This is a genomic window from Aeromonas sp. FDAARGOS 1416, from assembly GCF_019048085.1.
In the GTDB taxonomy this organism is placed as follows: Bacteria; Pseudomonadota; Gammaproteobacteria; order Enterobacterales; family Aeromonadaceae; genus Aeromonas; species Aeromonas veronii.
The window spans coordinates 2,909,529-2,936,134 of record NZ_CP077301.1 but is presented as its reverse complement, the minus strand read 5'-3'; the positions used below and the strand labels follow the sequence as shown (position 1 = coordinate 2,936,134).

Below are 26,606 nucleotides of genomic sequence, written 5' to 3'. Positions count from 1 at the left end.
CTTACGTGAAATGACGCTGATTTGCACTGTAGCGAAGGGCTGGCCACTGGCTGGCGCTGCAAAAACATGCCATAACAGAGAAACCAGTTTGGTAACGGGAGGTTAGCATGCATATCAGGGATATTATGACGACCCGGGTCGCCACCGTTTCAATGGATGATCGACTCCGAGTCATCAGGGATATCTTCGAGCAGGCACACTTTCGCCACCTGCTGGTGCTGGAAGAGGAGGAGCTGGTGGGGGTCATCTCGGATCGGGATCTGTTCCGCGCCATCAGCCCCTATCTCGACTCCGAAGCCGAGATGAGCCGCGATACCGAAACCCTCAACAAGCGGGCCCACCAGATCATGAGTCGTCAGCTCGTCACCATCGCTCCCCATCTCACCGTGCGCGACGGCGTCAAGCTGATGCTGGAGAAGGGGGTCTCCTGCCTCCCGGTGCTGGAGAATGGCGCTCTGGTCGGCATCATCAGCTGGAAGGATTTTCTCAAGGCGGCGCTGGAGAGTGATGCGCTGGTTTGAGCCCAACGCTCATCGTCATCAGCTGACAGAGAACCAATGATAGAGAGAGGGGAGCCAAGGCTCCCCTCTCTCTATGTTGGCTTTGCCGACAATGCAGGTTTGCACGCCGCCAGCATCATCACGGCTCGGGCTGTCCTGCGACAAGACAGGAGGGGCCGCTGCCGGAGAGGTGCGGCTGAAGATGAGTGCGGATCTCCTGCAGGGTGCGCTGGTACTGCCGGGCATGTTGATCGAGAAACGCGGGGCTGTGCTTGAGACGCCGCTCCAGGGTATCGACCAGCAGCGCCACCCTGGGGGCCGCCATACCCGCAGGCCAGCAGTGTTGCAGCAGCTCCAGCAGTTGCCAGGCATCGCCCGGCAGGGCGGGGAACTCCTCCAGCAGCTGCAAGCCCGCTTGCAGGGCTGTCTGATATTGGCTGGCCTGCATCGCCTTGTGGCGCAGCTGGCGCAGTTCGCTCAGCCGTTGTTCTCTCGCCGTCAGACGCTGGCCCAGCTCGGCCACCAGATGATGGAACAGCTGGAGGGTGAGCGGGTGGGGCGCAACCCTGACGCGGTATTGGGTCAGCTGGGTCAGGTAGCGCTGGGCGTGGTGGGGCAAACCGCAGAACTGGCTGACAGCAAAGCCGAGCAGCAGGGTGAGGTGGTTGTCGCTCCCCTCATCCGGCTGGTGGTGGGCAATCAGGATCAGCGCTTCGTCGAAGCGGTAATCCAGCCCCAGCATCAACGCCTGCAGCAGCTCATATGCGTGGGGCTGCAGGTGGACGGTGCGCTTGAGATGCTCCCACTCCTGTTGCAGGGAGCGGATCCGGTTGCTGGAGGGGGCGTGCCACAGCACCGCCAGACTGGCATTGAGCATGAAGCTGTCGATGGCGAGCCGGACGCGCTGCTCGCTGAAATGGCGCAGGGTCAGGCTGTTGGCCTGCTCCAGCACCTTCTCCTCATCTTGCAGCACCAGCCCGAGCAACATCGCCAGCTGATGCCAGCGCGGCTGATGGGGGCGGATCTGCAGCAGCTCTCCCATGGTCTCCCAGGCCGCCAGCCAGTAATGCTGATGCAGCTGGCTGGCGAGTTGCAGCTCCAGCCGGGTGGCCATCGAGACGCTGGCCTGATGGCGCTGCAAGTCGGTCCGGGCGCTCTGCAATTTGCCGAGCCCCAGCATGGCGTAGAAGAGCCCGGCCCTTGGCCAGCTCGCCTGATACTCGTTGGCACAGAGGGCATAGTGCTGGGCGGCGGTGACCCGCTCGGTCGATTGCAGCAGCAGGTAGCCCTTGAGTCGATCCAGCCAGGGGGTCAGCGAGCGATTCTCCCGTTGAAACAGCAGGTCTTCACAGAGGGCGGTAGCCAGTTGCCACTCCCGCAGCAGAATGGGGGCGGCCAGCGTGCGGGTCAGGCTGCTTAACTTCACCAGCTGGCCGAGCACCGCGGTGAGCTGTTGGGTCATGAAGGGGAGGGGCAGATAGAGGGAGAAGTAGAGATCCGAGGGGAGAAACTCCTGCTCGTTCTGATCGGCATCGAGCAGCAGCAATACGCAACCGGGTTGCAGCAGGCCGAGATAGTGCGCTTCGTGCAGCAGCCGGGCTCCGTCAAGATCCTGCTGCTTGTCCTGCTGACAGATGATGGCGTCGAAGGCGTGCTGTTGCAGCAGGGCCAGCAGGCCACTGCGCTCGTGGTTTGGATGGCTGTGGTAGTGGATCCGATCGGCGGGCACTCCCTGTTCGGTCAGTTCCCGGGTGATGGCGCTTCGGAGCAGGGGATCCTCTTCGAGCAGCAGTATCGTCATGCAGGTACTTCCTGTGAGCAAACCATTAGCATTAGGTTGATTATGGTAGACCCAAGAGGAACATAGGCACAGCACTCGCTGAGTGAAAAGCTGACAGTAGCCAGCAGGGTGCTGGAGGGCGCACTATGGGCTGTTATTTCAATCGGTTATGCCATCTATCAGGGCTGCAACCTGTTATTGCCGAGAGCGGATCGGCGCCCCGAAGGGGCAGTCGCTCTGGCGGATCAGCCGCGACCCCTTGCCCTGTTCCCCCAGCCAGCTTAATTCCAGTTTGCCGAGGCGGCCCAGATGGCGCAGCTCGAACTCGTAGCGCTGGCAGAGGTTGTCCTGGGGCAGGCTCGCCATCCCCGCTGGCAGTCGGTATTGATAGCGCAGGAGTGGCCCATCCTCCAGCTTGCTGGTCACCGGCACCAGCCCCTCTGGGGTGGGCTGCGGCGCCCCGAGCGCACGGCGCAAACTGAGCGGCGCATCGATCGCCTTTTGATAGTGCAGGCCGTTCATCGCCGCCAGCTCCTCTTCCAGTCGTTGCAACTCCCCTTCCAGTCCATTGAGCGCGGCCCCCAGCTGCTGGTGGGTCGTTGACGAGGCGCAGCCACCCAACAACAGGGTGGCAAGCAGCAGGGCGGCTCTGATGGGGGGCACGGAATCTCCTTGGCTATGACGATGAAGCGTGAAGGTCAGGTCGGCTGGCCCTGACTATAGCAGGGGATTGCTGGGGGGCGTCCCCTGCAGCAGTTGGGCCAGACGGGCCAGTCCCTCGCCGACCCGGGCGTCGGTAGCGGGCTGGCTCAGGCTCAGGCGCACCCCCTGCGGAGCGGCAAACTGACCGGCGGCGAAGTGTTCCCCGCTCGCCACGCCAACGTCAAGGGCGTCGGCGGCAGCGGCAAACTGCTGGCTGCGCCAGGGCTCCGGCAGCGGTAGCCAGGCGTGCATGCTGCCCGGCTGCCAGCGGGCGGCGGGCAGCAGGTGGTGCAGCAGTTCGCCACGGCGCTTGAGGATCTCCCGCTGCTGCTCGACCAGCGGCATGATCTGGCGCTGACTGACCATTTTGCAGGCGAGCTCGATCAGCAGCGGGCTCACCATCCAGCTCGACAGCCGCATGGTCTGGGCGAAGGCGCTGCGCAGGGCAGGGGGCGTCAGCACGAAGCCCACCCGCAGGCCGCCGCAGGCGATCTTGGCCAGACTGCCCAGATAGATGACCCGCTCCGGCGCCAGATTGACCAGAGGGATCACCGGTTGTTGGGGCAGCAGGCCGTTGACGTCATCCTCGATGATCAGCAGATCATGGCGACGGGCGATGGCGACGATGGCCTCCCGCCGCGCCAGACTCATGGTTGCGGTGGTGGGATTTTGCAGGGTCGGGGTGAGGTAGAGCAGCTTGGCCCGGCGGGTACGGCAGGCGGCGTCCAGCGCCTCGGGCAGCAGCCCCTCCTCGTCCATCGCCAGTCCCACCACCTGATTCTTCAGTTGGCGAGCGTTGCCCAGCATGCCGGGGTAGCTCAGCCCCTCGCACAGGATTGTCTCCCCCACGCAGCCGGTCGCCAGCAGCGCCAGCATGATGCCGTGCTGGGCACCGTGGCTGAACAGCAGGCGATCCTCACTGCAGGCCACCCCTTGCTCCGCCAGCCAGTTGACGAACTGCTGGCGCTGATCCGGTCGTCCCGCCTCCTTGTCATAGCCGAGCAGTGCGTTGAGCTCCCCGTCTGCCACTTCCCCCAGCATGGGGCGAATGATGGCCGCCCGATCCAGCTGCACCGGCAGGTTCTGCCACAGCTCGATGCGGTGCCCCTCCTCCTGGCGGATCACCCACTCATTGGCGGGATCCGTGTTTGCTCCCTTGACCCAGGTGCCGTGGCCCACCCGGGCGGCCAGCAGGCCGCGCCGTTCCGCCTCGCTGTAGGCGCGGGTGACGGTGCCGACGGTGACACCCAGACGATCCGCCAGGGATCGGTGGGTAGGCAATCGGGTCTGCGGTGGCAGCTCGCCATTCACGATCCCCTGTTCGATCGCTTTGACCAGCTTGAGGTAGAGGGGTCCATCGAAGGCCGTAAGGTCGGGCGTCCAGATTGTCATGGTGACAATAAATCCATTGATCAAAATTTGTTGTCAATATAGCGTGAATTTCAACCTGATAACAACCAAATAGCACACATTGTATCGATACAATGTGGCAAGCAAGGAGTCACAATATGACGATGGAGTGGTATGTCACCCTGTTCGGTTTTGCCGTACTCACCTGCGGTACGCCGGGGCCCAACAACCTGATGTTGACGGCCTCCGGCGCCAACTTCGGGGTGCGTCGCACCCTGCCACATCTGCTCGGGGTGGGGCTGGGGCAGCCGGTGTTGCAGCTGGTGCTGGCGCTGGGGCTTTATCCGCTGTTCGAGCGCTGGCCCCTGCTACGGCTCGGTTTGCAGATCTTCGGCAGCCTCTATCTGCTGTGGTTGGCGTGGCGTATCGCGGTGGCCGGGGCGCCGGGGGATCCGGCCCGGAGGGCCCGTCCGCTGACCATGCTGGAGGGGCTGGGCTTTCAGTTCCTCAATCCCAAGGCGTGGATGATGGGGATCTCCGCCATCAGTCTGTTCAGCCTGCCCGGCGCCAGTTACTGGTCGAGTCAGCTGGCGGTGATGGTCATGTTTGCGCTGGTGGCCCTGCCGGTCTGCTTTGTCTGGGTACTGTTCGGCCATCAGCTGAGCAACTGGATCAGCTCGGATCGGGGCTGGCGGCGACTCAACGGATCCCTCGGTCTGCTGACGGCGCTCTGCGTGGTGATGCTCTGGTATTGAGCCGTGTTGCGCTGGAGGGGGAGGTGGCCTGGAAAGAGGCATTTCTGACTTGTCGCCACGGGGTTGGCTCTGCATATTAGAAGGCTTTCCCCATAACGGGGGCGTTGCATCGACAAGAGGTTGAGATGGATCTGAACTGGTTACTGCCCCTGGCGGGGTTTGCCCTGGTTACCTGCGGCACGCCGGGGCCCAACAATATGTTGCTCACCAGCGCCGGGGCGGCGCAGGGGTTTCGCCGCACGATTCCCCTGCTGGTGGGGGTGGTGGGGGGGATCAATCTGATGATCCTCGCCACTGCGCTGGGGCTTGGCGTGGTGTTCGAGAAGGTGCCGCTGCTGCACGACGGCCTCAAGATTATCGGCTCGGCCTATCTGCTCTGGCTGGCGTGGAAGGTGGCGACGGCCAGCGGCCCGGCCGAGGGCAACCGGCCGCTCATTCCCGCTCATCAGGGGGCCATGCTGCAACTGCTCAATCCCAAGGCATGGATGATGGCGCTCTCCGCCATCAGCGGTTTCACTCTGACGGGGGAGGCTTACTGGCCCTCTGCGCTCTGGGTGTTGGTGATCTTCTTTATTACCGGCCTCTACACCGGGGCGTTCTGGGTGCTTTTTGGTGCCCAGGTGCGGCAAATCATTCGCACTGCCCGGGGTTGGCGGCGTTTCAATCTGGGCATGGGGCTGGCGACGGCCGCCTGTGTCGGGATGATCTGGATTTAGCCCGAGGTTGACCCGGGCCTTTACCGGCTGTCTTGTTGGCCCTGCGGGGCCTTTTTTATCTCGTCCGCGTGGCCTTGCCTGCAAGGTGGCGTGGTTCTGCTCTCCCTTGGGATAAAAGGAGTTCCTATGAAATGTATCGGTCTGCTGGGTGGCATGAGCTGGGAGTCCACCGTCAGTTACTATCAGGCGCTCAACCGCGGGGTGCGGACACAGCTCGGTGGTTTGCACTCGGCGCGGGTGCTGCTCAACAGCGTCGACTTTGCCGGTATCGAGCGGTTGCAGCATGCCGGTGACTGGCCCGCTACCGCCCGCCTGCTGGCGGCGGAGGCGCGCAAGTTGCAGGATGGCGGCGCCGATTTCTTGCTGATCGGCACCAACACCATGCACAAGGTGGCGCCCGAGATTGAGGCAGCCATCGATATCCCGCTGCTCCATATCGCCGATGCTACCGCGGCCAAATTGCAGGCGGACGGGATAACCCGGGTCGGCCTGCTCGGCACCCGCTTCACCATGGAGCAGGATTTCTACAAGGGGCGCTTGCAGGCGCGTTTCGGGTTGACGGTGCTGGTGCCCGATGAGGCCGGGCGGGAGCGGGTGCACAGGATCATCTATGACGAGCTCTGCCTGGGGGAGATCCGCGAATCGTCGCGGGCCGAGTATCTGGCGATTATCGAGGGGCTGGCAGCCGCTGGCGCCGAGGCGGTGATCCTCGGCTGCACCGAGATTGCCCTGCTGGTGGGCGATGCCCGAGCGGCGGTGCCGCTCTACGACACCACCGCCATCCATGCCGAAGCGGCGGTCGCGCTGGCACTGGCATCCGATTAATAAACTGGTCAGATCTCACTATTCATGCTTGTCTCATACCCCTTGCCATAAAAGCGTGTAAAATTGCGCCCTGAATTTTCCCCGGCCAACGCGGGTTGGCTGCGGTTTCCTAGCATGCAAGGCTGACATTGTGACTGAAGTAGATAGATTCGCGGATATTCGCCCCTACCGCGATGAAGAAGTGCCGGCAGCCATCGAACGGCTGATCCAGGATGATGAATTTATCGGCGCCATCGCCAAGTATCGTTTCGGTTCCCTGATGAGCTGGTTGGGTTGGGCCATCCGCCCGATGATCCGCCTGTTCCTGCGCCGCAAATGGTCAAAAGTGACCACTGTGCATCAGGTCCAGATGGGGGTCACCCGGTACATGTCCCGCATGATCGCCACCTCCACCAAGGGGGTGACCTTTTCCGGGATCGAGCATCTTAAGAAAGAGCAGGGCTATCTGTTTGTCTCCAACCACAGAGACATCGCCATGGACCCGGCGTTCGTCAACTGGGGGCTGCACACCCACGGTTTCGATACCGTGCGCATCGCCATCGGTGACAACCTGCTGCGCAAACCCTGCGCCACCGAGCTGATGAAGCTCAACAAGAGCTTTATCGTCAAACGCTCCGCCAAGGGGCCGCGGGAGATGATGAAGGCGCTCGGCGAGCTGTCTGCCTATATTGGCAACTCGGTCCACGAAGGTCACTCCATCTGGATCGCCCAGAAGGAAGGGCGCGCCAAGAATGGCGATGACAAGACAGATCCCGCCATCCTCAAGATGTTCTACGTCGACGGCAAGAAGCAGAAGATCGACTTCGTCGACTACATGCGCAGCCTCAATATCGTGCCGGTCAGCATCAGCTACGAGCTGGACCCGACTGACAAGGCGAAGGCGCGCGAGCTCTACGAGAAGTCGGTCAACGGCAGCTACGAGAAGGGCGAGTTCGAGGATATCGAGAGTATCGTCGCCGGTATCGTCGGCATGAAGGGGCGGGTACATGTCTCCTTCGGCGCGCCGATCACCGAGGGTTTCAGCGATCCGGACGAACTGGCCGCGCTGATTGACAAGGCGATCTGGAGCAGTTACCACCTCTTCCCCAGCAACTATCTGGCGGCCGATGTTTCCGGCAAGGCCAATACCATCGAACAGGCGGCCTTCCTGACCCGTCAGTCAGAGGTGCCGGAAGAGCACAAGGCGATCTGGCGAGCCATGTACGCAAAACCGGTGGAAAACGCCAAAAAGGCTTGAATGAAACCGGTTGTTAAACGGTTTTGCGAAAAAAACGGGCGCTGATGCGCCCGTTTTTGCGTCTGGTCAAAGTCGAGGGGGAAAGGGTGGTGAATAATATGGTTTCAGCTGGTACGATCACTATGAAAATGGGATTATGTCTCTTGGCAAGGTGCTGACGAGTGTGTAACAGTGCCCATATAGCTGAACATGAGCAAAAGCTCTAAACCGGTTTGCACGGATTGCAGACGGCATTATTGAAGGACCTGTCACAGGTCCTTTTTCATTGGCTGGCAAAGATGCCGCCCAGATATACCTAACAGGAAACAGACGCCATGATCACCGGTAGCCTGAACACCCTGCAGCGGACGCCGCTGCCCGCCCCGCTGGCCCGCATCATGGCCGAGGTGGTGAAGAGCGTGGCTCACTGGGGTGACGCTCCGCTCGGCAAGACCGAGATCGATGGCCTCAACCTGTTCTGTCTGGTGAGCGAGGATCTGACCGAGCCAGCCGCGGATCGCCGTGGCGAATTCCATCAGCAGTATCTCGATATCCAGTTGCTGCTGCGCGGTGAAGAGTGGATAGGTGTGGGCCCCCACGACTATGTGAGCGACGGCGCCGACCATCCCCATCCTGACCTCTGGTTTGTCGATGACGAGCAGACCAGCTATCTGGCGCTGCAACCGGGCGATTTCGCCATCTTCTGGCCGGGCGAGCTGCACCGCCCGCTCTGTACCTTCAACCAGCCCGCCAAGGTGAAGAAGCTGGTGGTCAAGGTACACAAGGATCTGCTGGCTATCGCCTGAGCACTCCCATTGAGGCGAGCCCTGCGCAGCTGATGCGTTGAGGCTCGCAAGCATTGAAGCCAGTGATACGCACCACAAGTTGCGATCACTCTTTCAAGAGCAAGAATTGAAAAATTGGACGCACCCTCCTGCGACCATAAGCCCCCGGCAGGGGAATCCCATCCTCTTTTGGATGACACGACACTGTCGGCATAAAGCCGAAGCACAGGAAGATGTAGAAAATGAGCAAGTTGGTATTGATCCTTAACTGCGGTAGCTCTTCCCTGAAATTTGCCGTAATGGACGCCGAAACAGGTGAGGACATGCTGTCCGGCCTGGCCGAATGCTTCAATCTGGATGATGCACGTATCAAATGGAAACTCCACGGGGTCAAGGGCGAAGCCATGCTGGGAGCGGGTGCCGCTCACCAGGAGGCCCTCGACCATATCGTGGGTCACATCCTGCCGCAGGATCCGACTCTTGCCGAGCAACTGGTGGCCATCGGTCACCGAATCGTACACGGTGGCGAGCAGTTCTCCCGCTCCGTGCGCATTGATGACGGCGTGATCGCCGGTATCGAAGCCGCCATTCCGTTCGCCCCGCTGCACAACCCGGCCCACCTCATCGGTATTCGCGCCGCGCTGAAAGTGTTCCCGCAGCTGTCCGAGAAGAACGTGGCCGTCTTCGACACCGCGTTCCACCAGACTCTGCCGCAAGAGGCATATCTCTATGCGCTGCCGCACAAGCTCTACCGTGAACACGGCATCCGTCGTTACGGTGCTCACGGTACTTCTCACCGCTACATCGCGGAAGAAGCCGCGAAAGAGTTGGGCAAGCCGTTGAATGAACTGAACATCATCAACTGCCACCTGGGTAACGGTGCCTCTGTCTGCGCCATCAAGAACGGCGAATCCGTAGACACCTCCATGGGTCTGACTCCGCTGGAAGGTCTGGCGATGGGTACCCGCTCCGGTGATATCGATCCGGCCGTGGTCTTCTTCATGCACGACCAGCTCGGATACAGCGTGGAGCAGATCAACCACACCCTGACCCGTGAGTCCGGTCTGCTGGGGATGACAGAAGCGAGCAGCGACTGCCGCTACGTCACCACCAACTACGCCACCGACGCCGGTGCCAAGCGCGCGCTGGATGTCTTCACCTACCGTGTGGCCAAGTATGTCGGCGCCTATGCCGCTGCGATGGACGGTCGTCTGGACGCCGTGGTCTTTACCGGTGGTATCGGTGAGAACGCCGCCATGGTGCGCGAGATGGTGCTGAACCGTCTGGCCCTGTTCGGCTTCAAGGTGGACAAAGAGGCCAACAACGCTGCCGTACTGGGTGGCGAAGGTCGCATCACCACCGCCGACAGCCGTTGCGCCATGGTGATCCCGACCAACGAAGAGCTGGTCATCGCCCGCGATGCCCTGAGCCTGGTCTGCTAAGTCAGCCTCGCTTTGAAACAACGCCCGGCCTGTGCCGGGCGTTGTCATTTCTGGCGTTCACCGATTTGACATGGGGGAGGGGAGCGGTACCCTGACCACCACTGTTTTTGCAGCCAGCGGGCTGCCCGGTTCGGGAGAGAGCAATGAAAGAGGCGTTTTTTAACTGGTTGTCGGGCCTTGGGGTGGAAGTGACCAGCATGATGGCGCTGGTGATCGCGCTGGGCTTTATCGTCATCACCTCGTTGCTGCTGCACATGGCGCTGCACCGGGTGCTGCTGGTCCGGCTGGTGGGAATCCTCGGCAAGGCCAAGCAGGTGTGGCTGCCGCCCCAGCTGCAACAGCGCCTCTTCAACCGGCTCGCCTTTGTGTTGCAAGGGGCCGTGCTGCTCGGTCAGGCGGAGATCTGGCTGCCCCGTCAATCGGATAGCCTCAAACTTATCGAGATGGTGGCCCAGCTCTGGATTTTGCTGTTCCTGCTGCTGGCCTTCTTCGCCCTGCTCGACTGCGTTTTGTCGGTGAGCCGTTACACCCGTCTTGGTCGGGATTTGCCCCTGCGCGGCATCTTCCAGGGGGCCAAGCTGGTAGGCAGCATTCTGGTGGGGATCCTGATGATCGCCCTACTGCTCGGCAAGTCGCCGCTGTTCCTGTTCAGCGGTCTGGGTGCCATGACCGCAGTGCTGATGCTGGTGTTCAAGGACCCCATCCTAGGGCTGGTGGCGGGGATCCAGCTCTCCGCCAACCGGATGCTGAGCGTCGGTGACTGGCTGCAGATGGACAAGTACGGCGCCGATGGCGAGGTGACCGACATCGGCCTCACCACGGTCAAGGTGTCGAACTGGGACAAGACCATCACCACCATTCCCACCTATGCCCTGATCTCCGACTCTTTCAAGAATTGGCAGGGGATGACCGAGTCGGGCGGCCGCCGCATCAAGCGCAGCGTCAATATCGACATGACCAGTGTGCGCTTTCTGACGGCCGAGGAGCAGTTGCAGCTCAAGCAGGCGCAACTGTTGGCTCCCTATCTGAGCCGCAAGGAGCAGGAGCTGAGTGCCTACAACCAGCAGCTGAGCGATGCCCTGAGCTGCCCCATCAATGGTCGTCACCTCACCAACCTCGGTACCCTGCGCGCCTATCTGGATGCCTACCTGCGCGCCCACCCCGGCATTCGCAAGGACATGACCCTGATGGTGCGCCAGCTGGCACCCACGTCAGACGGTTTGCCGCTGGAAATTTACTGCTTTACCGCGACTACCGCATGGGCCGATTACGAAGGGATCCAGGCCGATATTTTCGACCATATCTTCGCCATCATTGAGCAATTTCATCTGCGGTTGCATCAATCTCCCACAGGTTACGATATGCGTGCCTGGCAACGGGGATAAACAGGGAAATGGGGCGGGTCGGGGACGCGGAAAAAACCGCATATTAATCATCGACCCGTCGCCACTTGTCAGTTGAAATTTGCCGTGCAGAGGAGAAAAATGGCGGCCTTCTCTTCGCGCCCCTGATCCCCTCTTGATCAGCTGCCAGCCCAGAGACGTCACTTCAAGTCATCATCATGGGAAAGTTATGAAGCTCCTTCGCAATAGTGTGGCAACACTCTGCTACAGCCTGCTGCTGACCGCTGCGCCGGTTTTCGCTGTTGAATATGCTCTGCCTGCGGCCAACAGCCGTCTGGTAGGGGAGAATCTGGAATATGTGGTTCCGGCCGAAGAGAACGGCCAGCCGCTGGAGGCCATTGCGGCCAAATTCCAGCTGGGGCTCACCAACATGACCGAAGCCAACCCCGATGCGGATCCCCTGCTGGTACAGACCGGCGAGAAGCTGGTGATCCCCCAGCAACTGATCCTGCCGGATGCACCCCGTGAAGGGATCGTGCTGAACGTGGCCGAGATGCGCCTCTACTACTACCCCAAGGGTAAAAAAGTGGTGGAAGTGCTGCCCATCGGTATCGGCCAGCTCGGCACCGATACCCCGGAAAACTGGGTGACCAGCGTGCAGCGCAAGAAAGCGGGCCCGACCTGGACCCCGACCGCCAAGATGCATGCCGAATATGCCGCCCGTGGCGAGAGCCTGCCTGCGGTCTGGCCGGCCGGTCCGGACAACCCCATGGGTCTGTTTGCCCTCTACATCGGCAAGATGTACGCCATCCACGGTACCAACGCCAACTTCGGCATCGGCCTGCGGGTGAGCCACGGTTGCGTGCGTCTGCGCAACGACGACATCGCCTACCTGTTCAAGCAGGTACCGGTCGGTACCCGCGTTCAGTTCGTCAACCAGCCGATCAAGGCCTCTCTCGAGCCCAACGGTGTCCGCTATCTGGAAGTGCACCAGCCGCTGTCGCGCAGCGAAGAGGAGTTCAACTCCAAGCTGCCGGCACCGCTGCCGATGACTCCGGCGGTGACCCGCTTCATTGCCCACGCCGACAGTGACTCCCAACTGGTGAAGCAGGCGCTGGAGCAGCGCAACGGCATGCCGATGGCGATCAACCGCTAACGGCAAATCCCCATCACGACAAAGGGCGAACAGCATGCTGTTCGCCCTTTTTGTTTCTGCTGCGTTGACTCAGCTTCGCAGCAGATTTGTCTGCAGCTCGCTGCCGAGCTGATCGAGCAGCTGATAGCGCGCCTTGTAGCTGGCCCGCTTGCGGGAGGTGATCTCCTCCAGCGTCTTGCGGGGCACCTCCAGCGGCAGGCTCATCCAGAGTTCATCCTGCACGCTGCCCTGATGCTCCTGCCACAAGCCGTCGAGGTCGAACTTGACCCGATCGGCGGTGCGCCTGCTGCTCTGATAGACGTGGCTTTGGGTGCGGATCCCGAGCAGGCTCTTGCACGCCAGCCCCCGGGCCAGCTCGGCGGCCATATAGACCAGCAGGGACATGGGGCGCAGCCCGCCGCACGCCTTGGTGACCAGCTTGATCTCCTCGCTCTGCCCCTTGCCGCCCTGCAGCGAGCAGATCTCGAGGGTCGGGTTCGGCGCGGGGCGCAGATTGAGGGCCATGTAATAGAGCGCAGCGTCACCCAGCTTGAGGGTCAGGCTCATCTCCCCCTCTTTGCCCATGTGGGTTTGGTAATCCAGTTGCAGGGTCAGCGGTGCCGTTAGCTTGTCGCTCTGCCACTGGGCCAGCAGCAGGCCGCGCCCGCTGTAGATTGCCAGTTGTTGCGCCTTGGGCAGCTGACGTGCCAGCTGCTGGTAGTGGCCGCTGATAAGCCCGGCTCGCAGGCGCTTGTTGAGCCCCTTGTGGCGATAGGGGTGGATCGGCTTTTCCAGAATATCGGGAAAGCGGCTGATCGCCTGCGCCAGCAGCGGTTGCTCCTGCTGCTGGCGATAGAGGGCGCGGGCGCCGGGATTGAGCCAGAGACGCCCCACATACTTGGCCCGTCTGATGAGATGACCCGACTCCTCCACCGGGTGAAGGCGGCGGGCGAGGGTTCGCAGGTGTGACAGATGAGATGACATGGTGCCGACCTCTGACTGGTGTAATGAGACAGGGCGGGGAGTGTAGGAGCGGGGCGCTGGCTTGTAAAAAAATGGATAGTAACAAAATGTGAAAACATAACGCTCAGTAGCGGCTGGCGCGGCGAGATGACCGCCACGGCCACGGCAGGAAATCTGGCGCCATCCTCTTGATGCGGCAGATGATTTGATGCGCAAAGGTTTTTATTGTGTTTTGTGTTTGTTAAAAGTGATTGAGCTGGCGCGAACGGCTGATTAAGCTAGGCCGGTTTTTTAGGGATGAGCCCGTCACCAGAGCGGGCAGAAAATGACACAAAACGGAGTTTTGCATGACAGCTAGCACACCCATGTTAATCACCTTCCTGGTGTATATCCTCGGAATGGTGTTGATCGGCTTCGTCGCCTATCGCGCCACCCGCAACTTTGATGACTACATTCTGGGCGGTCGCCGGATGGGGAGCTGGGTGACCGCTCTCTCTGCCGGCGCCTCCGACATGAGCGGCTGGTTGCTGATGGGCCTGCCCGGCGCCGTCTTCGTCAGCGGTATCTCCGAGAGCTGGATCGCCATCGGTCTGGTCATCGGCGCCTACCTCAACTGGCGCTGGGTAGCGGGTCGCCTGCGGGTACATACCGAGAAGAACCGCAACGCCCTGACCCTGCCGGACTATTTCACCTATCGCTTTGAAGATCACAGCAAGGTGCTGCGCATCCTCTCTGCGCTGGTGATCCTGCTGTTCTTCACCATCTATTGCGCCTCCGGCGTGGTGGCCGGTGCCCGTCTGTTCGAGAGCACCTTCGGCATGGATTACAACACCGCCCTCTGGGTCGGTGCCGCCGCCACCATTACCTACACCTTCTTCGGCGGCTTCCTCGCGGTGAGCTGGACCGACACGGTGCAGGCGACCCTGATGATCTTTGCCCTGATCCTGACCCCGGTCTTCGTCATCATCGCAGTCGGCGGGGTGGACAGCGCCATGATCGAGGTGGCCGCCAAGAGCGCTACCAACCTGGACATGTTCAAGAATCTGGATGTGATCGCCATTGTCTCGCTGATGGCCTGGGGCCTTGGTTACTTCGGTCAGCCCCACATTCTGGCCCGTTTCATGGCGGCGGATTCCCACCACTCCATGGCCAATGCCCGCCGTATCAGCATGACCTGGATGGTGTTCTGCCTCGCAGGCGCGGTGGCCATAGGCTTCTTCGGGCTGGCCTACTTCGCCCGCTTCCCGGAAGTGGCGGCTGGGGTGACCGGCAACCCGGAGCGGGTCTTTATCGAGCTCTCCAAGATCCTGTTCAACCCCTGGATCGCCGGTGTGCTGCTCTCCGCTATTCTGGCGGCGGTGATGAGCACTCTAAGTTGTCAATTACTGGTCTGCTCCAGCGCCATCACCGAGGATCTTTACAAGCCGTTCCTGCGCAAGAACGCCTCCCAGCGTGAGCTGGTGTGGGTGGGTCGCCTGATGGTGCTGCTGATCGCGGTGATTGCCATCGCCGTTGCCATGAATCCGGAAAACCGGGTACTGGGGCTGGTGAGCTACGCCTGGGCCGGTTTCGGTGCCGCCTTCGGCCCCGTTGTGCTGCTCTCGGTTCTGTGGCCGCGAATGACCCGCAACGGCGCGCTGGCGGGCATGCTGGTCGGTGCCATCACCGTCATCGTCTGGAAGCAGTTCGGCTGGCTGGGGCTGTATGAGATCATTCCGGGCTTCCTGTTCGCACTGCTGGCCATTGTGGTGGGCAGCCTGATGGGCGAAGCACCCTCAAAAGCGATGCTGGAGCGTTTCCGCGATGCCGAGGAGGAGTACAACACCCCTGCCGAGAGCGCGGGAGAGCCGGTCGCGGTGAACTGATCCCCCTTACCGCTTTCTGATTGAGAGCCCCGCCCCCGGACAAGGAGCGCCCTGGTTGGCCATCCTTGCACCGGTTTGGCGGGGCTTTGTGCTATCTGATTCACTCTTGGGCACTTTTTTATGTTCGGCCGGTGGCTCCCGGGTGCTCGCTTTCTTTTGTCTTGGCACCGAATATGGGACACTAGGCCGCCTGAAGGAGACCTAGTGCATGCGGCTATTCACCCTGATCCTGATCCTCCTGCTGGGGGGACTGCAATATGACCTCTGGCTGGGGAAGAACGGGCTATCCGATTATCAGAACCTGTCGGAGGCCATCTCGCAGCAACAGCGGGACAACCAGACTCTCAAGGATCGTAACGACCTCATTTACCGCGAGATAGATGATCTCACCTCTGGCCTCGAGGCCATCGAGGAGTTGTCGCGCAACGATCTGGGTTACATCAAGCAGGGGGAGACCTTCTACCGGATCATCCCCAAAGAGAAAGACAAAGAGACAGCGCCGGACGATGAGCCCTACGATGACTGATGCCAGCCGGGTATCCGGCCTGACGGCGATCGTCCCTGCCGCCGGTATCGGCAGCCGGATGGGGGCCGATTGCCCCAAGCAGTACCTGCAACTGGCGGGTAAAACCATTCTCGAACATACCCTGGAGCGGCTGCTCTCCCACCCGGCCATCGCCCAGGTGATCGTGGCGCTGGCGCCCCATGATCGCTGGTTCGAGGCCCTGCCCGTGGCGGCCGACCCGCGCATTGTGCGGGTAGAGGGAGGCGCCGAGCGCGCCTTTTCCGTCCTCAATGGCCTCCATGTGGCGCAAGGGGAGTGGGTGCTGGTGCACGATGCGGCCCGCCCCTGCCTGACTCACGGCGATCTCGATGCGCTGATTGCCGCAGCCATGAACTGCGGCGGTGCCATTCTCGGCAGTCGGGTGCGCGATACCATGAAGCGCTCCGATGGGGAGGGCAATATCATCGCCACCGTCGAGCGCGAGCAGCTCTGGCATGCCCTGACGCCGCAGATGTTCCCGACCCGTGCCCTGAAGCGGGCGCTCGAAGAGGGGCTGCTGCTGGGCGCCACCATCACCGACGAGGCCTCCGCCATGGAGCGGGCCGGATTCACTGTGCGGATGGTGGAGGGGCGCGCCGACAATATCAAAGTGACCCGGCCGGAAGACTTGTCGCTGGCGGGGCTGTTTTTAAGCCAGCAGGCATAAGCCCCTCAGTCAGAACAGACCGTTCAGAGCAGAGTGTCTCGAACAAACAGGCCCGAACAAGGAGTTAGCATGATCCGGATTGGACATGGTGTGGACGTACACAAAATTGATGGGGTTGGTTTCAGCATGTTGGGAGGTTGCCGCTGATGATGCGCATTGGTCATGGTTTTGATGTTCATAAATTTGGTGGTGTTGGCCCCTGCATGCTGGGTGGCGTGCCGGTTCCCTACGAGCAGGGGCTGGTTGCCCACTCCGACGGCGATGTGGTGCTGCACGCGGTAAGCGATGCCCTGCTGGGGGCTATTGGTGCCGGTGACATCGGTCGCCACTTCCCCGATACCGCTGCCGAGTTCAAGGGGATCGACAGTCGCATCCTGCTGCGGGATGTCTTTGCCCGGGTACAGAAGGCGGGTTATGCCATCGGCAACCTGGATGTGACCATTATCGCCCAGGCCCCCAAAATGGCCCCCCATATCGACGCCATGTGCGCCGTGCTGGCCGCCGATCTGCAATGTGATTTGAACCGGGTGAACGTCAAGGCGACCACCACCGAACAGCTTGGGTTTACGGGGCGCAAGGAAGGGATCGCCACCGAAGCCGTCGTCCTACTGGTGAAACAATAATGCTGGAACAACTTGCCTATCTGCACGGGGCGCCCACCGCCCGCGGTATCCTCAAGGCCGAGGCCGCCGACTTCGTGGTGAATGAAGATCTCGGCTTCGAGCCTTGCGGGGAAGGGGAGCATATCTTCGTCCGGGTGCGCAAAACCGGCGAGAACACAGCCTGGGTGGCGGGTCTGCTGGCCGATGCGGCCGGGGTCAACCGCAATGCGGTGACCTGGGCGGGCCTGAAAGATCGCCACGCGGTGACCGAGCAGTGGTTCGGCATTCACCTGCCGGGCAAGGCCGAGCCGGACTTGTCGGTCATCGAGAGCGACAGCATCCAGATCCTGCAAGCCAGGCGTCACAACCGCAAATTGCGGGTCGGCTACCTCAAGGGCAACCACTTCACCCTGCGTCTCACCGGTCTGGAACAGGCAGACGGGCTGGAAGCCCGCCTGCAGGCCATCGCCACTCAGGGCGTGCCCAATTACTATGGTGAGCAGCGTTTTGGCCGCGATGGCAACAACCTGGAAGCGGCCAAGGCGATGTTTGCCGGCAAGCGGATCAAGGATCGCAACAAGCGCTCCCTCTACCTCTCTGCCGCCCGCAGCATGCTGTTCAACGCCATTGTCAGCGCCCGTATCGAGCAGGGGCTGGCTCATCAGCTGTTGGCCGGTGATTGCGTGATGCTCAAGGGCAGCCACTCCATCTTCAGCGAAGAGAGCGTGACCCCCGAGCTGGAAGCGCGTCTTGCCTCCGGCGACGTGCAACTTACCGCGCCCCAGTGGGGCCGTGGCCGTTTGGCCAGTCAGGGTGCCGCTGCCGAGTTCGAACAGGGCGTGCTGGCTCCTTACAGCGATTGGTGTGACGGGCTGGAGAAAGCCGGGCTGGATCAGGATCGCCGCCCGCTGCTGCTCAAGCCGGAGCAGATGAGCTGGCAGCTGGACGGCGAGGCGCTGACCCTCTCCTTCTTCCTGCCGGTGGGCGCGTTTGCCACCAGCGTGGTGCGCGAGTTAATGCAGGCCGAAGAGGCCGATCACGGTTTCAGGAATCAGACCGATGCGAATTCTGGTCAGTAATGATGATGGTGTGCATGCCGAGGGGATTCGTGCCCTCAGCGAGGCGCTGCGCGCCTGCGGCGAGGTCATTGTGGTGGCGCCGGATCGCAACCGCAGCGGCGCGAGTCACTCCCTGACGCTGGAAGTACCGCTGCGGGTTACCCGCATTGCAGAAAACGGCTTTAATGGGTGCGAGAGCTATGCGGTGAAGGGCACGCCGACCGACTGCGTGCATCTGGCGGTCAACGAGCTGGTGCGTCCTGAACCCGACATGGTGGTGGCCGGCATCAACCACGGTGCCAACCTGGGGGATGATGTCATCTACTCGGGCACGGTCGCCGCGGCCACCGAGGGGCGCCATCTTGGCTACCCTTCCATCGCCATCTCGCTGGTGGGCAAGACCCACTTCGCCACGGCGGCCCACTATGCGGCCCTGCTGGTGAAGGGGCTGATGAAACACCCCCTGCCTGCCGATCAGATCCTCAACGTCAACGTGCCGGACTTGCCCCTCGAGCAGATCAAGGGGATCAAGACCACCCGCCTTGGCAATCGCCACCGGGCGGAGTCGGTGATCTGCACCGAGGATCCCCGTGGCCAGCCCATCTACTGGATCGGCCCCCCCGGCAGCCAGCAGGATGCCGGTGAAGGCACCGATTTTGCTGCCATCGAGCAGGGCTATGTCTCGATTACCCCCCTGACCATCGATATGACTGCCTATGACAGTCTCGCCGGTCTGGGGGCCTGGTTAGATCTGCAGGGATGAGGGTGGTGTGATAGTACAGCGCCTGTTAAATCAGCTCATTGCGCAGGATATTCGCGATTTTCGCGTGCTGGCGACCATCGCGAAAGTGCCGCGCCAGCTGTTCGTGGACGAGGCCATGGCGCACAAGGCGTGGGATAACACCGCCCTGCCCATTGGCCACGGCCAGACCATTTCGCAGCCCTATATGGTGGCGCGAATGACCGAGTTGCTGATGCAAAACAATCCGGCCCATGTGCTGGAGATTGGCACTGGCTCGGGCTACCAGACGGCGATCCTCGCCCATCTGGTGGAGCATGTGTATACCGTGGAGCGGATCAAGTCGCTGCAGTTCCAGGCCAGACGCCGACTGCGCCAGCTCGATCTGCACAATGTCTCGGCCAAGCACGGCAACGGCTGGCTGGGGTGGCCCAACAAGGGGCCTTATGACGCCATTCTGGTGACGGCCGCGGCGAGCGAGATCCCGACGGCACTCACCGATCAGCTGGCCGAAGGGGGCCGACTGGTGTTGCCCGTGGGTGACAGCCAGCAGACCCTGCAGCTGATCGAACGATCCGGATCCCAGCTGACCAGCCGTATTCTGGAGCCGGTACGTTTTGTTCCCCTGATTGACGGAGATGTTGAGTGAAGTTGTTTTCCCGTTTGTACGTACTGGTGATGCAGTGGGCTCGCCACAAGCATGCCCCCTGGTATCTCTCCATCACCGCTTTTATCGAGTCGGTATTCTGGCCGATCCCGGTGGACGTGATGCTGGCACCGATGGCGCTCGCCAAGCCCCACAAGGCGTGGCACTACGCCACGCTGGCTACTGTCTTCTCTGTGCTGGGTGCCCTGTTTGGCTATGCCCTTGGCTATGCGCTGTGGGATCCGGTCGTGCTGCCACTGGTGGAGTCTGTGGGCTATCAGGACAAGATCGAGATTGCTCGCAACTGGTTTGAGCAGTGGGGGATCTGGGTCATTTTCATTGCCAGCTTCACCCCTATCCCCTACAAGGTGTTTACCGTGACGGCAGGGTTGTTGCAAATGGCTCTGCTGCCCTTCATCATCACCTCCCTCATCGGTCGTGGCATGCGCTTTTTCCTGGTTGCGGGCCTGATGCGCTGGGGTGGCGAGAAGATGGAACGCAAACTGATGCACTACGTAGATGTGCTCGGTTGGCTCTGTATTGGTCTGGCCGTGGTGGCCTATTTCTGGTTTAGTCGTTAAGGATCCATTATGCGTTCGCGTATTTGGCAAGGAAGCAGTGTCGTGGTGTTGTCATGGCTGCTGCTTGCCTGCTCCTCCAGTAAAAATGCAGCTCCGGTAGATGGTGTTGATGAGGGGCAGTTTGTCTCGACCATTCCGGCTCGCCAAAGCGGTGCTCAGGTCAGCGCCCCCATTCAGGGCGGCAGCTATGTGGTGAAACGGGGTGATACCCTCTACTCCATCGCCTTCAACTCCGGCAACGACGTGCCGTCGCTGGCCAGCCTCAACAATATCAGCCCGCCCTACAACATCTATCCGGGGCAGCGTCTGCGACTCGATGGCTCCAGCGCCAGTGTCGGCAGCAGCCGCAGTGCCGGTACCTATGAGGTCCGCCGCGGCGATACCCTGAGCAGCATCGGCCGCCAGTTCGGCATGACACCGCAGGCGCTGGCCCAGAGCAACAACCTGAGCGCCCCCTATGCGCTGCAACCGGGTCAGGTGCTCAATGTCCAGACCGTAGGCGGCGGTTCGACCCAGATGGTGGCTGCGACTCGTCCGGCAACCGTGACGCCGGTGGCCGTGAGCCGTCCGAGCAGCGGTCCGCGTCCGTTGGCCGAGCCGAGTGGATCTGGTCAGACCACGCCGTTCATCTCTCAGAAATCCGTTGCTCCGGCAGCACCGAAGGAATACGCTCAGGTCAAAGAACAAAAAACAAACAACTCCCAGTCGAGACTTGCTTGGCACTGGCCCGCAAAAGGCCGTATTGTCGAGGGGTTCTCTGTTGCAGAACAGGGTAACAAGGGGATCGACATAGCCGGCCAGAAGGGGCAACCCGTCTACGCCGCCAGCAGCGGTAAAGTGGTATACGCTGGCAGTGCTTTAAGGGGGTACGGCAAGCTGATTATCCTCAAGCATGATGATGACTATCTCTCCGCTTACGCACACAACGACGAGTTGCGGGTGAAGGAAGGGGACAGCGTCAAGGGGGGCTCGGTCATTGCCAACATGGGTAGCACGGACGCGCCGGATGTGCGATTGCATTTCGAGATCCGGTACAGAGGCAAGTCGATCAATCCGATGAGCTATTTGCCAAAGCGTTAACCCCAGAGAGACCGTCTTACTCTGGTAACGTCAGGGAGACACACCATGAGCCAAGAACAACTGGTAATGCAGGATGCAGAATTAGAGTTTGACGCTGAACCCGAATCTCATGAAGTAGAAGAGTTGCAGGAGGTAGCCGCCGAGGCGGAAGATATTATCTCCGATGAGTTGCTGGCACCGGAACTGAACAAGGTGATGGATGCCACGCAACTCTATCTGGGGGAGATAGGTTTCTCCCCGCTGCTCACTGCCGAAGAGGAAGTCTACTACGCCCGTCGTGCCTTGCGCGGTGACAAAGCCGCCCGCAAGCGCATGATCGAGTCCAACCTGCGACTGGTGGTGAAAATCGCCCGTCGTTACAACAATCGCGGCCTGGTGCTGCTGGATCTTATCGAAGAGGGCAACCTCGGTCTTATCCGTGCGGTCGAGAAGTTCGACCCCGAGCGCGGCTTCCGTTTCTCCACCTATGCCACCTGGTGGATCCGCCAGACCATCGAGCGGGCCATCATGAACCAGACCCGCACCATCCGTCTGCCCATTCATGTGGTCAAAGAGTTAAACGTTTACCTGCGCACCGCTCGCGAACTCTCTCACCGTCTCGATCATGAACCGACCGCCGAGGATATCGCCTTCGCGCTGGATCGTTCGGTGGATGACGTGAACCGCATGCTCAAGCTCAACGAGAAGATCACCTCGGTGGACACCCCCATCGGTGGCGATCGCGACAAGGCACTGCTGGATGTGCTCTCTGACGAGCGCGGCATGGGGCCTGAGCTGGAGTCACAGGAAGATGATATGCGCAGCAGCATTGTCCACTGGCTGGAAGAGCTCAATCCCAAGCAGCGGGAAGTGCTGGCCCGTCGTTTCGGTCTGCTGGGCTACGAGCCAGCCACCCTCGAGGATGTGGGGGCCGAGATTGGCCTGACCCGCGAGCGAGTACGCCAGATCCAGGTGGAGGGGCTGCGCCGTCTGCGGGAGATCCTGCTGAGCCAGGGGCTCTCCATCGAGGCGCTATTTCGTACCAATTAAGCATCCGCACCAATTAAGCCCGCACCAACGGAATGCGGCATCAGCCAGATAGCACGAGGGGAGCAACAGCTCCCCTCGTTTTTTATTGCCTGTCGTCTGGTGATGGCTTCGCGGTTATACCAGCTCGGCCAGCATGGTATCGGCGTAGGGCACCAGTGTTTCGCCATTTTTCACTTTGGCGAGATAGTCCGGGTTGGCGATAAGTGGACGACCGATAGCCACCAGATCGAAGCGGTTAGCCTCGATGGCCGCTGCGGCGCGCTCGGCGTCGTAGTTGCCCACACCGACCAGATTGCCCTTGTAGTGGGCGCGCAGATAGTCGGAGGCGCGGCCACCCAGATAATCGAAGGTGAGGTTGTCATCGAAGATGCCGAGGTGGATATAGGCCAGCGGGCGATCATTCAGCTTGCCCAGCAGATAGTCGAACACTGCGCGATCTTCCGGGCTGCCCGCCAGATGGACATAGGCACCCGGGGAGAGGCGAATACCAACCCGATCACCGCCGATACGGGCGCTGATGGCATCGACCACTTCCAGCGCGAAGCGGCTCATCTTTTCCGGGCTGCCACCGTAGTTGTCGGTGCGCAGGTTGGTGGAGTGGTGCAGGAACTGGTCGATCAGGTAGCCGTTGGCACCGTGGATCTCCACCCCGTCAAAGCCCGCCTCGATGGCGTTGGCTGCGGCTTGGGCGTAATCCAGTACCAGCTGGGCGATTTCGGCCTCGGTCAGGGCACGCGGCACCTGATAGGTCAGCTCGCGCATGCGGGGCACAGTGCCCTCGTGCGCCACGGCAGAGGGGGCCAACACTTCAGCCTGATGGAAGAAGGGGTGGGAGAGGCGGCCGACGTGCCACAGCTGGGCGAAGATCTTGCCGCCTTTGGCGTGCACGGCGCTGGTCACTCTCTTCCAGCCATCGATCTGAGCCTGGGTGAAGAGGCCCGGGGTATTGGGGTAGCCCTGCGCGTCGGGGCGGATGATGACGGCCTCTGAAACAATCAGGCCGATGTCGGCGCGGCGGCCGTAATAGGCAGCCATCTGCTCGGTCGGCACCAGACCTGGGCCTGCCATGCAGCGGGTGAGCGGGGCCATCATGAAACGGTTGGCCAGGGTCAGAGTGTCATTGAGTCGATACGGCTGAAACAGGGTATTCATGATAGGTTGTCCTGAACGGGTTATTCTTGAACGTGCATTCAAGACGTTTTTTGCGTCTGGCGCAAGCTTTTTTTGAATGCGCGTTCAAGAAGGTTGGCCCGAGCGGGCGGCTGGGGTAAACTTGCCGCCCTTTCCAGCCACTCTTTATCGGCGGGCCCTGTTGCTCCTTGCCGGTGAACCATTTCCCACGGGAGGAACCATGCGCATAGCCGAGTTTGATCGGGACGAGGTACTGCGAAATGCCATGGAAGCGTTTCGCGCCAAGGGATATGCCAAAACCACCATGCAGGAGCTGGTGGCTGCCACCGGCCTGCACCCGGGCAGCATTTACGGCGCCTTTGGCAACAAGCGAGGCCTGCTGCTGGCGGCGGTGGATCACTATGTCGAGGGCAAACGCATCCTGCGCCGCTCTCTGCTTGACAACCCGAGCCCGCTGGCGGGCCTTGCTGCCTATCTCGACCGGATTGTGGGGGAGGCGCTCTGCGGATCCTGTCTGGTGACCCGCACCATGATGGAGCTGAGTGAACAGGATGAGGAGCTGACCCAGCGGGTCAAGGGGATCTATGGCGAGCTGGAGCAGGATCTGGCCGAGTTGCTGACGCAGGCGCAGGCCAAGGGCGAGCTGGCCCCGGATAGCAATATCCACACCCTCACCGCCCTGCTGCTGATCAACCTGCAAGGGTTGGTCACCTTCGCCCAGTGCCGCCCCGATCGCCCCCTGCTCGACGACGTAGTCGCCCAGCTGATGCGGGCCCTGCGGGCATAACGCGATACCGCGAAAACAACAGTGGCTCCCTCGGGAGCCACTGTTGTTTTCGAGAGGCTTACCTCAGCCTCACCTCGGCCCCACCAGCTCCTTCATCAAATCTTTCAGCCACACCAGCGCCGGTTGCTGCGCGTGCACGGGATGCCAGACGCAGTTTAGGTGGTAATCCGGCACGTCTGCGGGTAGCGGCAGGCTTTTCAGCGGCCAGTGGGTGGCGAGCAGCTCGGCCACCATGCTGGGCAGCACCAGCAGGTGATCGCTCTGGCTGACGATGGCGGCGGCGGACATATAGCTCTGGCTGTTGACTGAGATGGTGCGGCTAAAGCCCTGACTCTTCAGATAGCGGTCGAGGCTCGCCTCCGAGGTACCCAGCGGCGAGTGGAACACATGGGGCATGGCGATAAGCTGCTGCAGGGTGATGCGCTCCTGCCACTGGGAGGGATCATCCTCGGCCCCGGCGGGGGCCGATTTGGCAATCGGCAGATCGGCGCGTACCAGCCCGGCCAGCGGCTCGGTGAGCCAGGTCTCCTTGCCGAGATACCCCGGTACCTGCATGTATTCGTCAAAGCCCAGCACCAAATCGATCTCGCCGCTCGCCAGCTCGGCTTCGGGCAGGGTGTCGCGCAGGATGCGGATCTCGATGGTGACCCCCGGCGCCAGCCCTCTGAGCCGCTGGATCAGCGGCGGGATCAGCACGCACTCCACGTAATCTGTGGTGCAGAGCACGAAGCGCCGCTTCGACTGGCTCGGCTCGAACTCTTCTTCCTCGGTGAGCTGCTGCTCCAGCAGCCGAAGCGCCTGCTGCACCCCGAGATGCAGCCGCTGGGCGCGCGGGGTTGGCAGCATCCCCTGCGGGGTGCGCACCAAAAGCGGGTCGCCGAGAAAGGTGCGCAGCCGGTTTAGGGAGTGGCTCATGGCAGGCTGGCTGATAAAGAGCGCTTCGGCGGCGCGGGTGACGCTGCCCTGCGTCATCAGGGCGTCAAACGCGAGCAGCAGATTGAGGTCGAGCTGGTGCAGTTTCATGGGGGGGATTATTCGCCGTGTTTATGGGACAATCCATCCTATTCATTTGATGGATGGGGGCGCAACGTCTTAATCTGCGACCCACTCTTATTTTTCCGGGTTCCCGCGCCGTATCGGGCGTAAACGGGGGCCTCAATCCATGCAAGGAGCCTTGCGATGAGCATCAAGACCATTAACTCCACGCCGGCCGCTGACGGCTTCACCATGCCCGCCGAGTGGGCGCACCAGCAGGCCGTCTGGATGATCTGGCCGTTTCGCCCGGACAACTGGCGCGTAGCCGGTCGCTTCGCGCAAGAGACCTTCGCCAAGGTGGCCGATGCCATCGGTGGCGCCACCCCGGTCTTTATGGGGGTACCGGCCCAGTTTATGGAGCAGGCCCGCGCCATCATGCCCGCTCACGTCACTCTGGTCGAAATGAACAGCGATGACTGCTGGGCTCGCGATACCGGCCCGACCATCGTCACCAACGCTGCCGGCGAGTGCCGTGGGGTGGATTGGGGCTTCAACGCCTGGGGCGGTCACAAGGGCGGTCTCTACTACCCGTGGAATCAGGATGAAGAGGTTGCAGCCCAGATGCTGGCCCAGCACGGCATGGCTCGTTACGACGCGCCGCTGATTCTGGAAGGGGGCTCTATCCACGTCGATGGTGAAGGCACCTGCCTGACCACCGCCGAGTGCCTGCTCAACGAAAACCGCAACCCGCACCTGACCAAAGAGCAGATCGAAGCTCACCTGCGCGACTATCTGGGCGTCACCAGCTTTATCTGGCTGGACGAAGGCGTCTACATGGATGAAACCGACGGCCACATCGACAACATGTGCTGCTTCGTCCGTCCGGGTGAAGTGGCCCTGCACTGGACTGATGATCAGAACGATCCCCAGTACGCCCGCTCCGTAGCCGCCCTCAAGGTGCTGGAAGCGGCGGTCGATGCCAAGGGTCGCAAGCTGAAAGTGTGGAAGCTGCCCCAGCCAGGCCCGCTGTTCTGCACTGAAGAGGAGTCTGCCGGTGTCGAGAGCGGTACCGGTGTGCCGCGTGAGGCAGAAGGCCGTCTGGCCGGTTCCTATGTGAACTTCCTGATCACCAACGATCGCATCGTCTACCCGCTGCTGGATGCCGCCACCGATGGCGAAGCTCAGCGCATTCTGGAAGAGATCTTCCCGGAGCACACCGTGATCGGCGTACCGGCTCGCGAGATCCTGCTGGGCGGTGGCAATATTCACTGCATTACCCAGCAGATCCCTTCAGGTCAGTAAGCTGGTCGAAGAGTGTAGAAATTCAAAACCCCACTCAGTGGGGTTTTATCTCTTGATAGTGTGATGGTCGCCGGCGCTGATGCGGCGA

27 protein-coding genes are annotated in these 26,606 nt (G+C 61.4%); 21 read left to right on the top strand and 6 right to left on the bottom strand.

The features are described 5' to 3' along the window. Positions 1–107 precede the first annotated feature (107 nt). A complete protein-coding gene (locus I6L46_RS13060; RefSeq protein WP_040068349.1) occupies positions 108–521 on the top strand; it encodes a CBS domain-containing protein in 414 nt (137 codons plus the stop codon). 118 nt (positions 522–639) lie between these two features. Here the strand turns inward: I6L46_RS13060 and I6L46_RS13055 are convergent, their stop codons facing one another. From I6L46_RS13055 to I6L46_RS13045, 3 genes are all read right to left on the bottom strand, one after another. After that, positions 640–2,301: a hypothetical protein gene (locus I6L46_RS13055; protein WP_216975842.1), complete on the bottom strand. Its 1,662-nt coding sequence runs from the start codon at positions 2,299–2,301 to the stop codon at positions 640–642. Between the two features lie 174 nt (positions 2,302–2,475). Continuing rightward, entirely contained in the window at positions 2,476–2,943 is a 468-nt protein-coding gene (locus I6L46_RS13050) for a hypothetical protein (RefSeq protein ID WP_216975839.1), read from the bottom strand. 54 nt (positions 2,944–2,997) lie between these two features. Continuing rightward, a complete protein-coding gene (locus I6L46_RS13045) occupies positions 2,998–4,374 on the bottom strand; it encodes a PLP-dependent aminotransferase family protein (protein WP_216975837.1) in 1,377 nt (458 codons plus the stop codon). A 116-nt stretch (positions 4,375–4,490) separates the two neighbouring features. On the opposite strand from I6L46_RS13045, the gene I6L46_RS13040 reads away from it, so the two are divergent. The 8 genes from I6L46_RS13040 to I6L46_RS13005 all read left to right on the top strand — a co-directional run bounded on the left by I6L46_RS13040 (position 4,491) and on the right by I6L46_RS13005 (position 12,570). Beyond that, complete coding sequence (locus I6L46_RS13040) at positions 4,491–5,087, top strand: LysE family translocator (RefSeq protein ID WP_040068356.1); 597 nt, start codon at positions 4,491–4,493, stop codon at positions 5,085–5,087. A 125-nt stretch (positions 5,088–5,212) separates the two neighbouring features. Then, entirely contained in the window at positions 5,213–5,803 is a 591-nt protein-coding gene (locus I6L46_RS13035; RefSeq protein WP_216975835.1) for a LysE family translocator, read from the top strand. Between the two features lie 126 nt (positions 5,804–5,929). Continuing rightward, a complete protein-coding gene (locus I6L46_RS13030) occupies positions 5,930–6,628 on the top strand; it encodes an aspartate/glutamate racemase family protein (RefSeq protein WP_216975833.1) in 699 nt (232 codons plus the stop codon). Positions 6,629–6,758: 130 nt separating this feature from the next. Beyond that, positions 6,759–7,865 carry a 1-acyl-sn-glycerol-3-phosphate acyltransferase gene (locus tag I6L46_RS13025; protein ID WP_005362790.1) on the top strand — a complete coding sequence of 369 codons (1,107 nt, stop codon included), beginning with the start codon at positions 6,759–6,761 and terminating at the stop codon, positions 7,863–7,865. Between the two features lie 314 nt (positions 7,866–8,179). Then, positions 8,180–8,650, top strand: coding sequence for a YhcH/YjgK/YiaL family protein (locus I6L46_RS13020; protein ID WP_019445320.1), 471 nt, complete (start codon positions 8,180–8,182; stop codon positions 8,648–8,650). A gap of 221 nt (positions 8,651–8,871) precedes the next feature. Next, positions 8,872–10,071 carry an acetate kinase gene (locus I6L46_RS13015; protein ID WP_005354534.1) on the top strand — a complete coding sequence of 400 codons (1,200 nt, stop codon included), beginning with the start codon at positions 8,872–8,874 and terminating at the stop codon, positions 10,069–10,071. A 143-nt stretch (positions 10,072–10,214) separates the two neighbouring features. Then, complete coding sequence (locus I6L46_RS13010) at positions 10,215–11,456, top strand: mechanosensitive ion channel family protein (RefSeq protein WP_076492576.1); 1,242 nt, start codon at positions 10,215–10,217, stop codon at positions 11,454–11,456. 187 nt (positions 11,457–11,643) lie between these two features. Then, positions 11,644–12,570, top strand: coding sequence for a L,D-transpeptidase family protein (locus I6L46_RS13005; protein WP_005354531.1), 927 nt, complete (start codon positions 11,644–11,646; stop codon positions 12,568–12,570). Between the two features lie 69 nt (positions 12,571–12,639). Here I6L46_RS13005 and I6L46_RS13000 read toward each other — a convergent pair whose 3' ends face one another. Beyond that, positions 12,640–13,533, bottom strand: coding sequence for a DUF535 family protein (locus I6L46_RS13000; protein ID WP_216975831.1), 894 nt, complete (start codon positions 13,531–13,533; stop codon positions 12,640–12,642). 326 nt (positions 13,534–13,859) lie between these two features. Here I6L46_RS13000 and putP point away from each other — a divergent pair, with 326 nt between their 5' ends. The 10 genes from putP to rpoS all read left to right on the top strand — a co-directional run bounded on the left by putP (position 13,860) and on the right by rpoS (position 22,323). Next, positions 13,860–15,377: a sodium/proline symporter PutP gene (gene putP, locus I6L46_RS12995; RefSeq protein ID WP_064341386.1), complete on the top strand. Its 1,518-nt coding sequence runs from the start codon at positions 13,860–13,862 to the stop codon at positions 15,375–15,377. 208 nt (positions 15,378–15,585) lie between these two features. After that, complete coding sequence (ftsB, locus tag I6L46_RS12990) at positions 15,586–15,903, top strand: cell division protein FtsB (RefSeq protein WP_005335520.1); 318 nt, start codon at positions 15,586–15,588, stop codon at positions 15,901–15,903. Beyond that, complete coding sequence (gene ispD / locus I6L46_RS12985; protein ID WP_021229511.1) at positions 15,896–16,588, top strand: 2-C-methyl-D-erythritol 4-phosphate cytidylyltransferase; 693 nt, start codon at positions 15,896–15,898, stop codon at positions 16,586–16,588. The genes ftsB and ispD overlap by 8 nt, the downstream gene beginning before the upstream one ends. 146 nt (positions 16,589–16,734) lie before the next feature. Then, entirely contained in the window at positions 16,735–17,211 is a 477-nt protein-coding gene (gene ispF / locus I6L46_RS12980) for a 2-C-methyl-D-erythritol 2,4-cyclodiphosphate synthase (protein WP_005335518.1), read from the top strand. Continuing rightward, complete coding sequence (gene truD / locus I6L46_RS12975) at positions 17,211–18,269, top strand: tRNA pseudouridine(13) synthase TruD (protein WP_216975829.1); 1,059 nt, start codon at positions 17,211–17,213, stop codon at positions 18,267–18,269. The genes ispF and truD overlap by 1 nt, the downstream gene beginning before the upstream one ends. Continuing rightward, the gene (surE, locus tag I6L46_RS12970; RefSeq protein ID WP_005335515.1) at positions 18,250–19,011 is read left to right on the top strand and encodes a 5'/3'-nucleotidase SurE; all 762 of its coding nucleotides are present in this window, start codon (positions 18,250–18,252) and stop codon (positions 19,009–19,011) included. The genes truD and surE overlap by 20 nt, the downstream gene beginning before the upstream one ends. 7 nt (positions 19,012–19,018) lie before the next feature. Continuing rightward, on the top strand, positions 19,019–19,636 hold the full coding sequence (locus tag I6L46_RS12965; RefSeq protein WP_005335507.1) for a protein-L-isoaspartate(D-aspartate) O-methyltransferase: 618 nt from the start codon (positions 19,019–19,021) through the stop codon (positions 19,634–19,636). Continuing rightward, entirely contained in the window at positions 19,633–20,214 is a 582-nt protein-coding gene (locus I6L46_RS12960) for a YqaA family protein (RefSeq protein ID WP_005354505.1), read from the top strand. Before I6L46_RS12965 ends, I6L46_RS12960 begins: the two co-directional genes overlap by 4 nt. Before the next feature lie 9 nt (positions 20,215–20,223). Beyond that, positions 20,224–21,294, top strand: a complete 1,071-nt coding sequence (locus tag I6L46_RS12955) for a LysM peptidoglycan-binding domain-containing protein (protein ID WP_216975827.1) — start codon at positions 20,224–20,226, stop codon at positions 21,292–21,294. A gap of 45 nt (positions 21,295–21,339) precedes the next feature. Beyond that, positions 21,340–22,323, top strand: coding sequence for an RNA polymerase sigma factor RpoS (rpoS, locus tag I6L46_RS12950; protein WP_005362773.1), 984 nt, complete (start codon positions 21,340–21,342; stop codon positions 22,321–22,323). A 114-nt stretch (positions 22,324–22,437) separates the two neighbouring features. On the opposite strand, the gene I6L46_RS12945 is transcribed toward rpoS, so the two are convergent. Next, entirely contained in the window at positions 22,438–23,475 is a 1,038-nt protein-coding gene (locus I6L46_RS12945) for an alkene reductase (RefSeq protein ID WP_216975824.1), read from the bottom strand. 199 nt (positions 23,476–23,674) lie between these two features. Between I6L46_RS12945 and I6L46_RS12940 the strand changes: the two genes are divergently transcribed. Next, entirely contained in the window at positions 23,675–24,241 is a 567-nt protein-coding gene (locus I6L46_RS12940; protein WP_144714158.1) for a TetR/AcrR family transcriptional regulator, read from the top strand. A gap of 69 nt (positions 24,242–24,310) precedes the next feature. Here the strand turns inward: I6L46_RS12940 and I6L46_RS12935 are convergent, their stop codons facing one another. Continuing rightward, a complete protein-coding gene (locus I6L46_RS12935; protein ID WP_201954320.1) occupies positions 24,311–25,264 on the bottom strand; it encodes a LysR family transcriptional regulator in 954 nt (317 codons plus the stop codon). Positions 25,265–25,420: 156 nt separating this feature from the next. Between I6L46_RS12935 and aguA the strand changes: the two genes are divergently transcribed. After that, positions 25,421–26,518 carry an agmatine deiminase gene (gene aguA / locus I6L46_RS12930; protein WP_216975822.1) on the top strand — a complete coding sequence of 366 codons (1,098 nt, stop codon included), beginning with the start codon at positions 25,421–25,423 and terminating at the stop codon, positions 26,516–26,518. Positions 26,519–26,606 lie beyond the last annotated feature (88 nt).

Excerpts from the sequence above, each read along its gene's own strand:
- surE (WP_005335515.1), top strand. The coding sequence starts at position 18,250 with ATGCGAATTCTGGTCAGTAATGATGATGGTGTGCATGCCGAGGGGATT.
- I6L46_RS13005 (WP_005354531.1), top strand. The coding sequence starts at position 11,644 with ATGAAGCTCCTTCGCAATAGTGTGGCAACACTCTGCTACAGCCTGCTG.
- ftsB (WP_005335520.1), top strand. The coding sequence starts at position 15,586 with ATGCGGCTATTCACCCTGATCCTGATCCTCCTGCTGGGGGGACTGCAA.
- I6L46_RS13060 (WP_040068349.1), top strand. The coding sequence starts at position 108 with ATGCATATCAGGGATATTATGACGACCCGGGTCGCCACCGTTTCAATG.
- putP (WP_064341386.1), top strand. The coding sequence starts at position 13,860 with ATGACAGCTAGCACACCCATGTTAATCACCTTCCTGGTGTATATCCTC.
- I6L46_RS13020 (WP_019445320.1), top strand. The coding sequence starts at position 8,180 with ATGATCACCGGTAGCCTGAACACCCTGCAGCGGACGCCGCTGCCCGCC.
- I6L46_RS12940 (WP_144714158.1), top strand. The coding sequence starts at position 23,675 with ATGCGCATAGCCGAGTTTGATCGGGACGAGGTACTGCGAAATGCCATG.
- I6L46_RS13040 (WP_040068356.1), top strand. The coding sequence starts at position 4,491 with ATGACGATGGAGTGGTATGTCACCCTGTTCGGTTTTGCCGTACTCACC.
- ispD (WP_021229511.1), top strand. The coding sequence starts at position 15,896 with ATGACTGATGCCAGCCGGGTATCCGGCCTGACGGCGATCGTCCCTGCC.
- I6L46_RS13055 (WP_216975842.1), bottom strand. The coding sequence starts at position 2,301 with ATGACGATACTGCTGCTCGAAGAGGATCCCCTGCTCCGAAGCGCCATC.
- I6L46_RS13030 (WP_216975833.1), top strand. The coding sequence starts at position 5,930 with ATGAAATGTATCGGTCTGCTGGGTGGCATGAGCTGGGAGTCCACCGTC.
- I6L46_RS12935 (WP_201954320.1), bottom strand. The coding sequence starts at position 25,264 with ATGAAACTGCACCAGCTCGACCTCAATCTGCTGCTCGCGTTTGACGCC.
- I6L46_RS13015 (WP_005354534.1), top strand. The coding sequence starts at position 8,872 with ATGAGCAAGTTGGTATTGATCCTTAACTGCGGTAGCTCTTCCCTGAAA.
- I6L46_RS13010 (WP_076492576.1), top strand. The coding sequence starts at position 10,215 with ATGAAAGAGGCGTTTTTTAACTGGTTGTCGGGCCTTGGGGTGGAAGTG.
- I6L46_RS13035 (WP_216975835.1), top strand. The coding sequence starts at position 5,213 with ATGGATCTGAACTGGTTACTGCCCCTGGCGGGGTTTGCCCTGGTTACC.
- truD (WP_216975829.1), top strand. The coding sequence starts at position 17,211 with ATGCTGGAACAACTTGCCTATCTGCACGGGGCGCCCACCGCCCGCGGT.
- I6L46_RS13045 (WP_216975837.1), bottom strand. The coding sequence starts at position 4,374 with ATGACAATCTGGACGCCCGACCTTACGGCCTTCGATGGACCCCTCTAC.
- rpoS (WP_005362773.1), top strand. The coding sequence starts at position 21,340 with ATGAGCCAAGAACAACTGGTAATGCAGGATGCAGAATTAGAGTTTGAC.
- I6L46_RS12945 (WP_216975824.1), bottom strand. The coding sequence starts at position 23,475 with ATGAATACCCTGTTTCAGCCGTATCGACTCAATGACACTCTGACCCTG.
- I6L46_RS13000 (WP_216975831.1), bottom strand. The coding sequence starts at position 13,533 with ATGTCATCTCATCTGTCACACCTGCGAACCCTCGCCCGCCGCCTTCAC.
- ispF (WP_005335518.1), top strand. The coding sequence starts at position 16,735 with ATGATGCGCATTGGTCATGGTTTTGATGTTCATAAATTTGGTGGTGTT.
- aguA (WP_216975822.1), top strand. The coding sequence starts at position 25,421 with ATGAGCATCAAGACCATTAACTCCACGCCGGCCGCTGACGGCTTCACC.
- I6L46_RS12955 (WP_216975827.1), top strand. The coding sequence starts at position 20,224 with ATGCGTTCGCGTATTTGGCAAGGAAGCAGTGTCGTGGTGTTGTCATGG.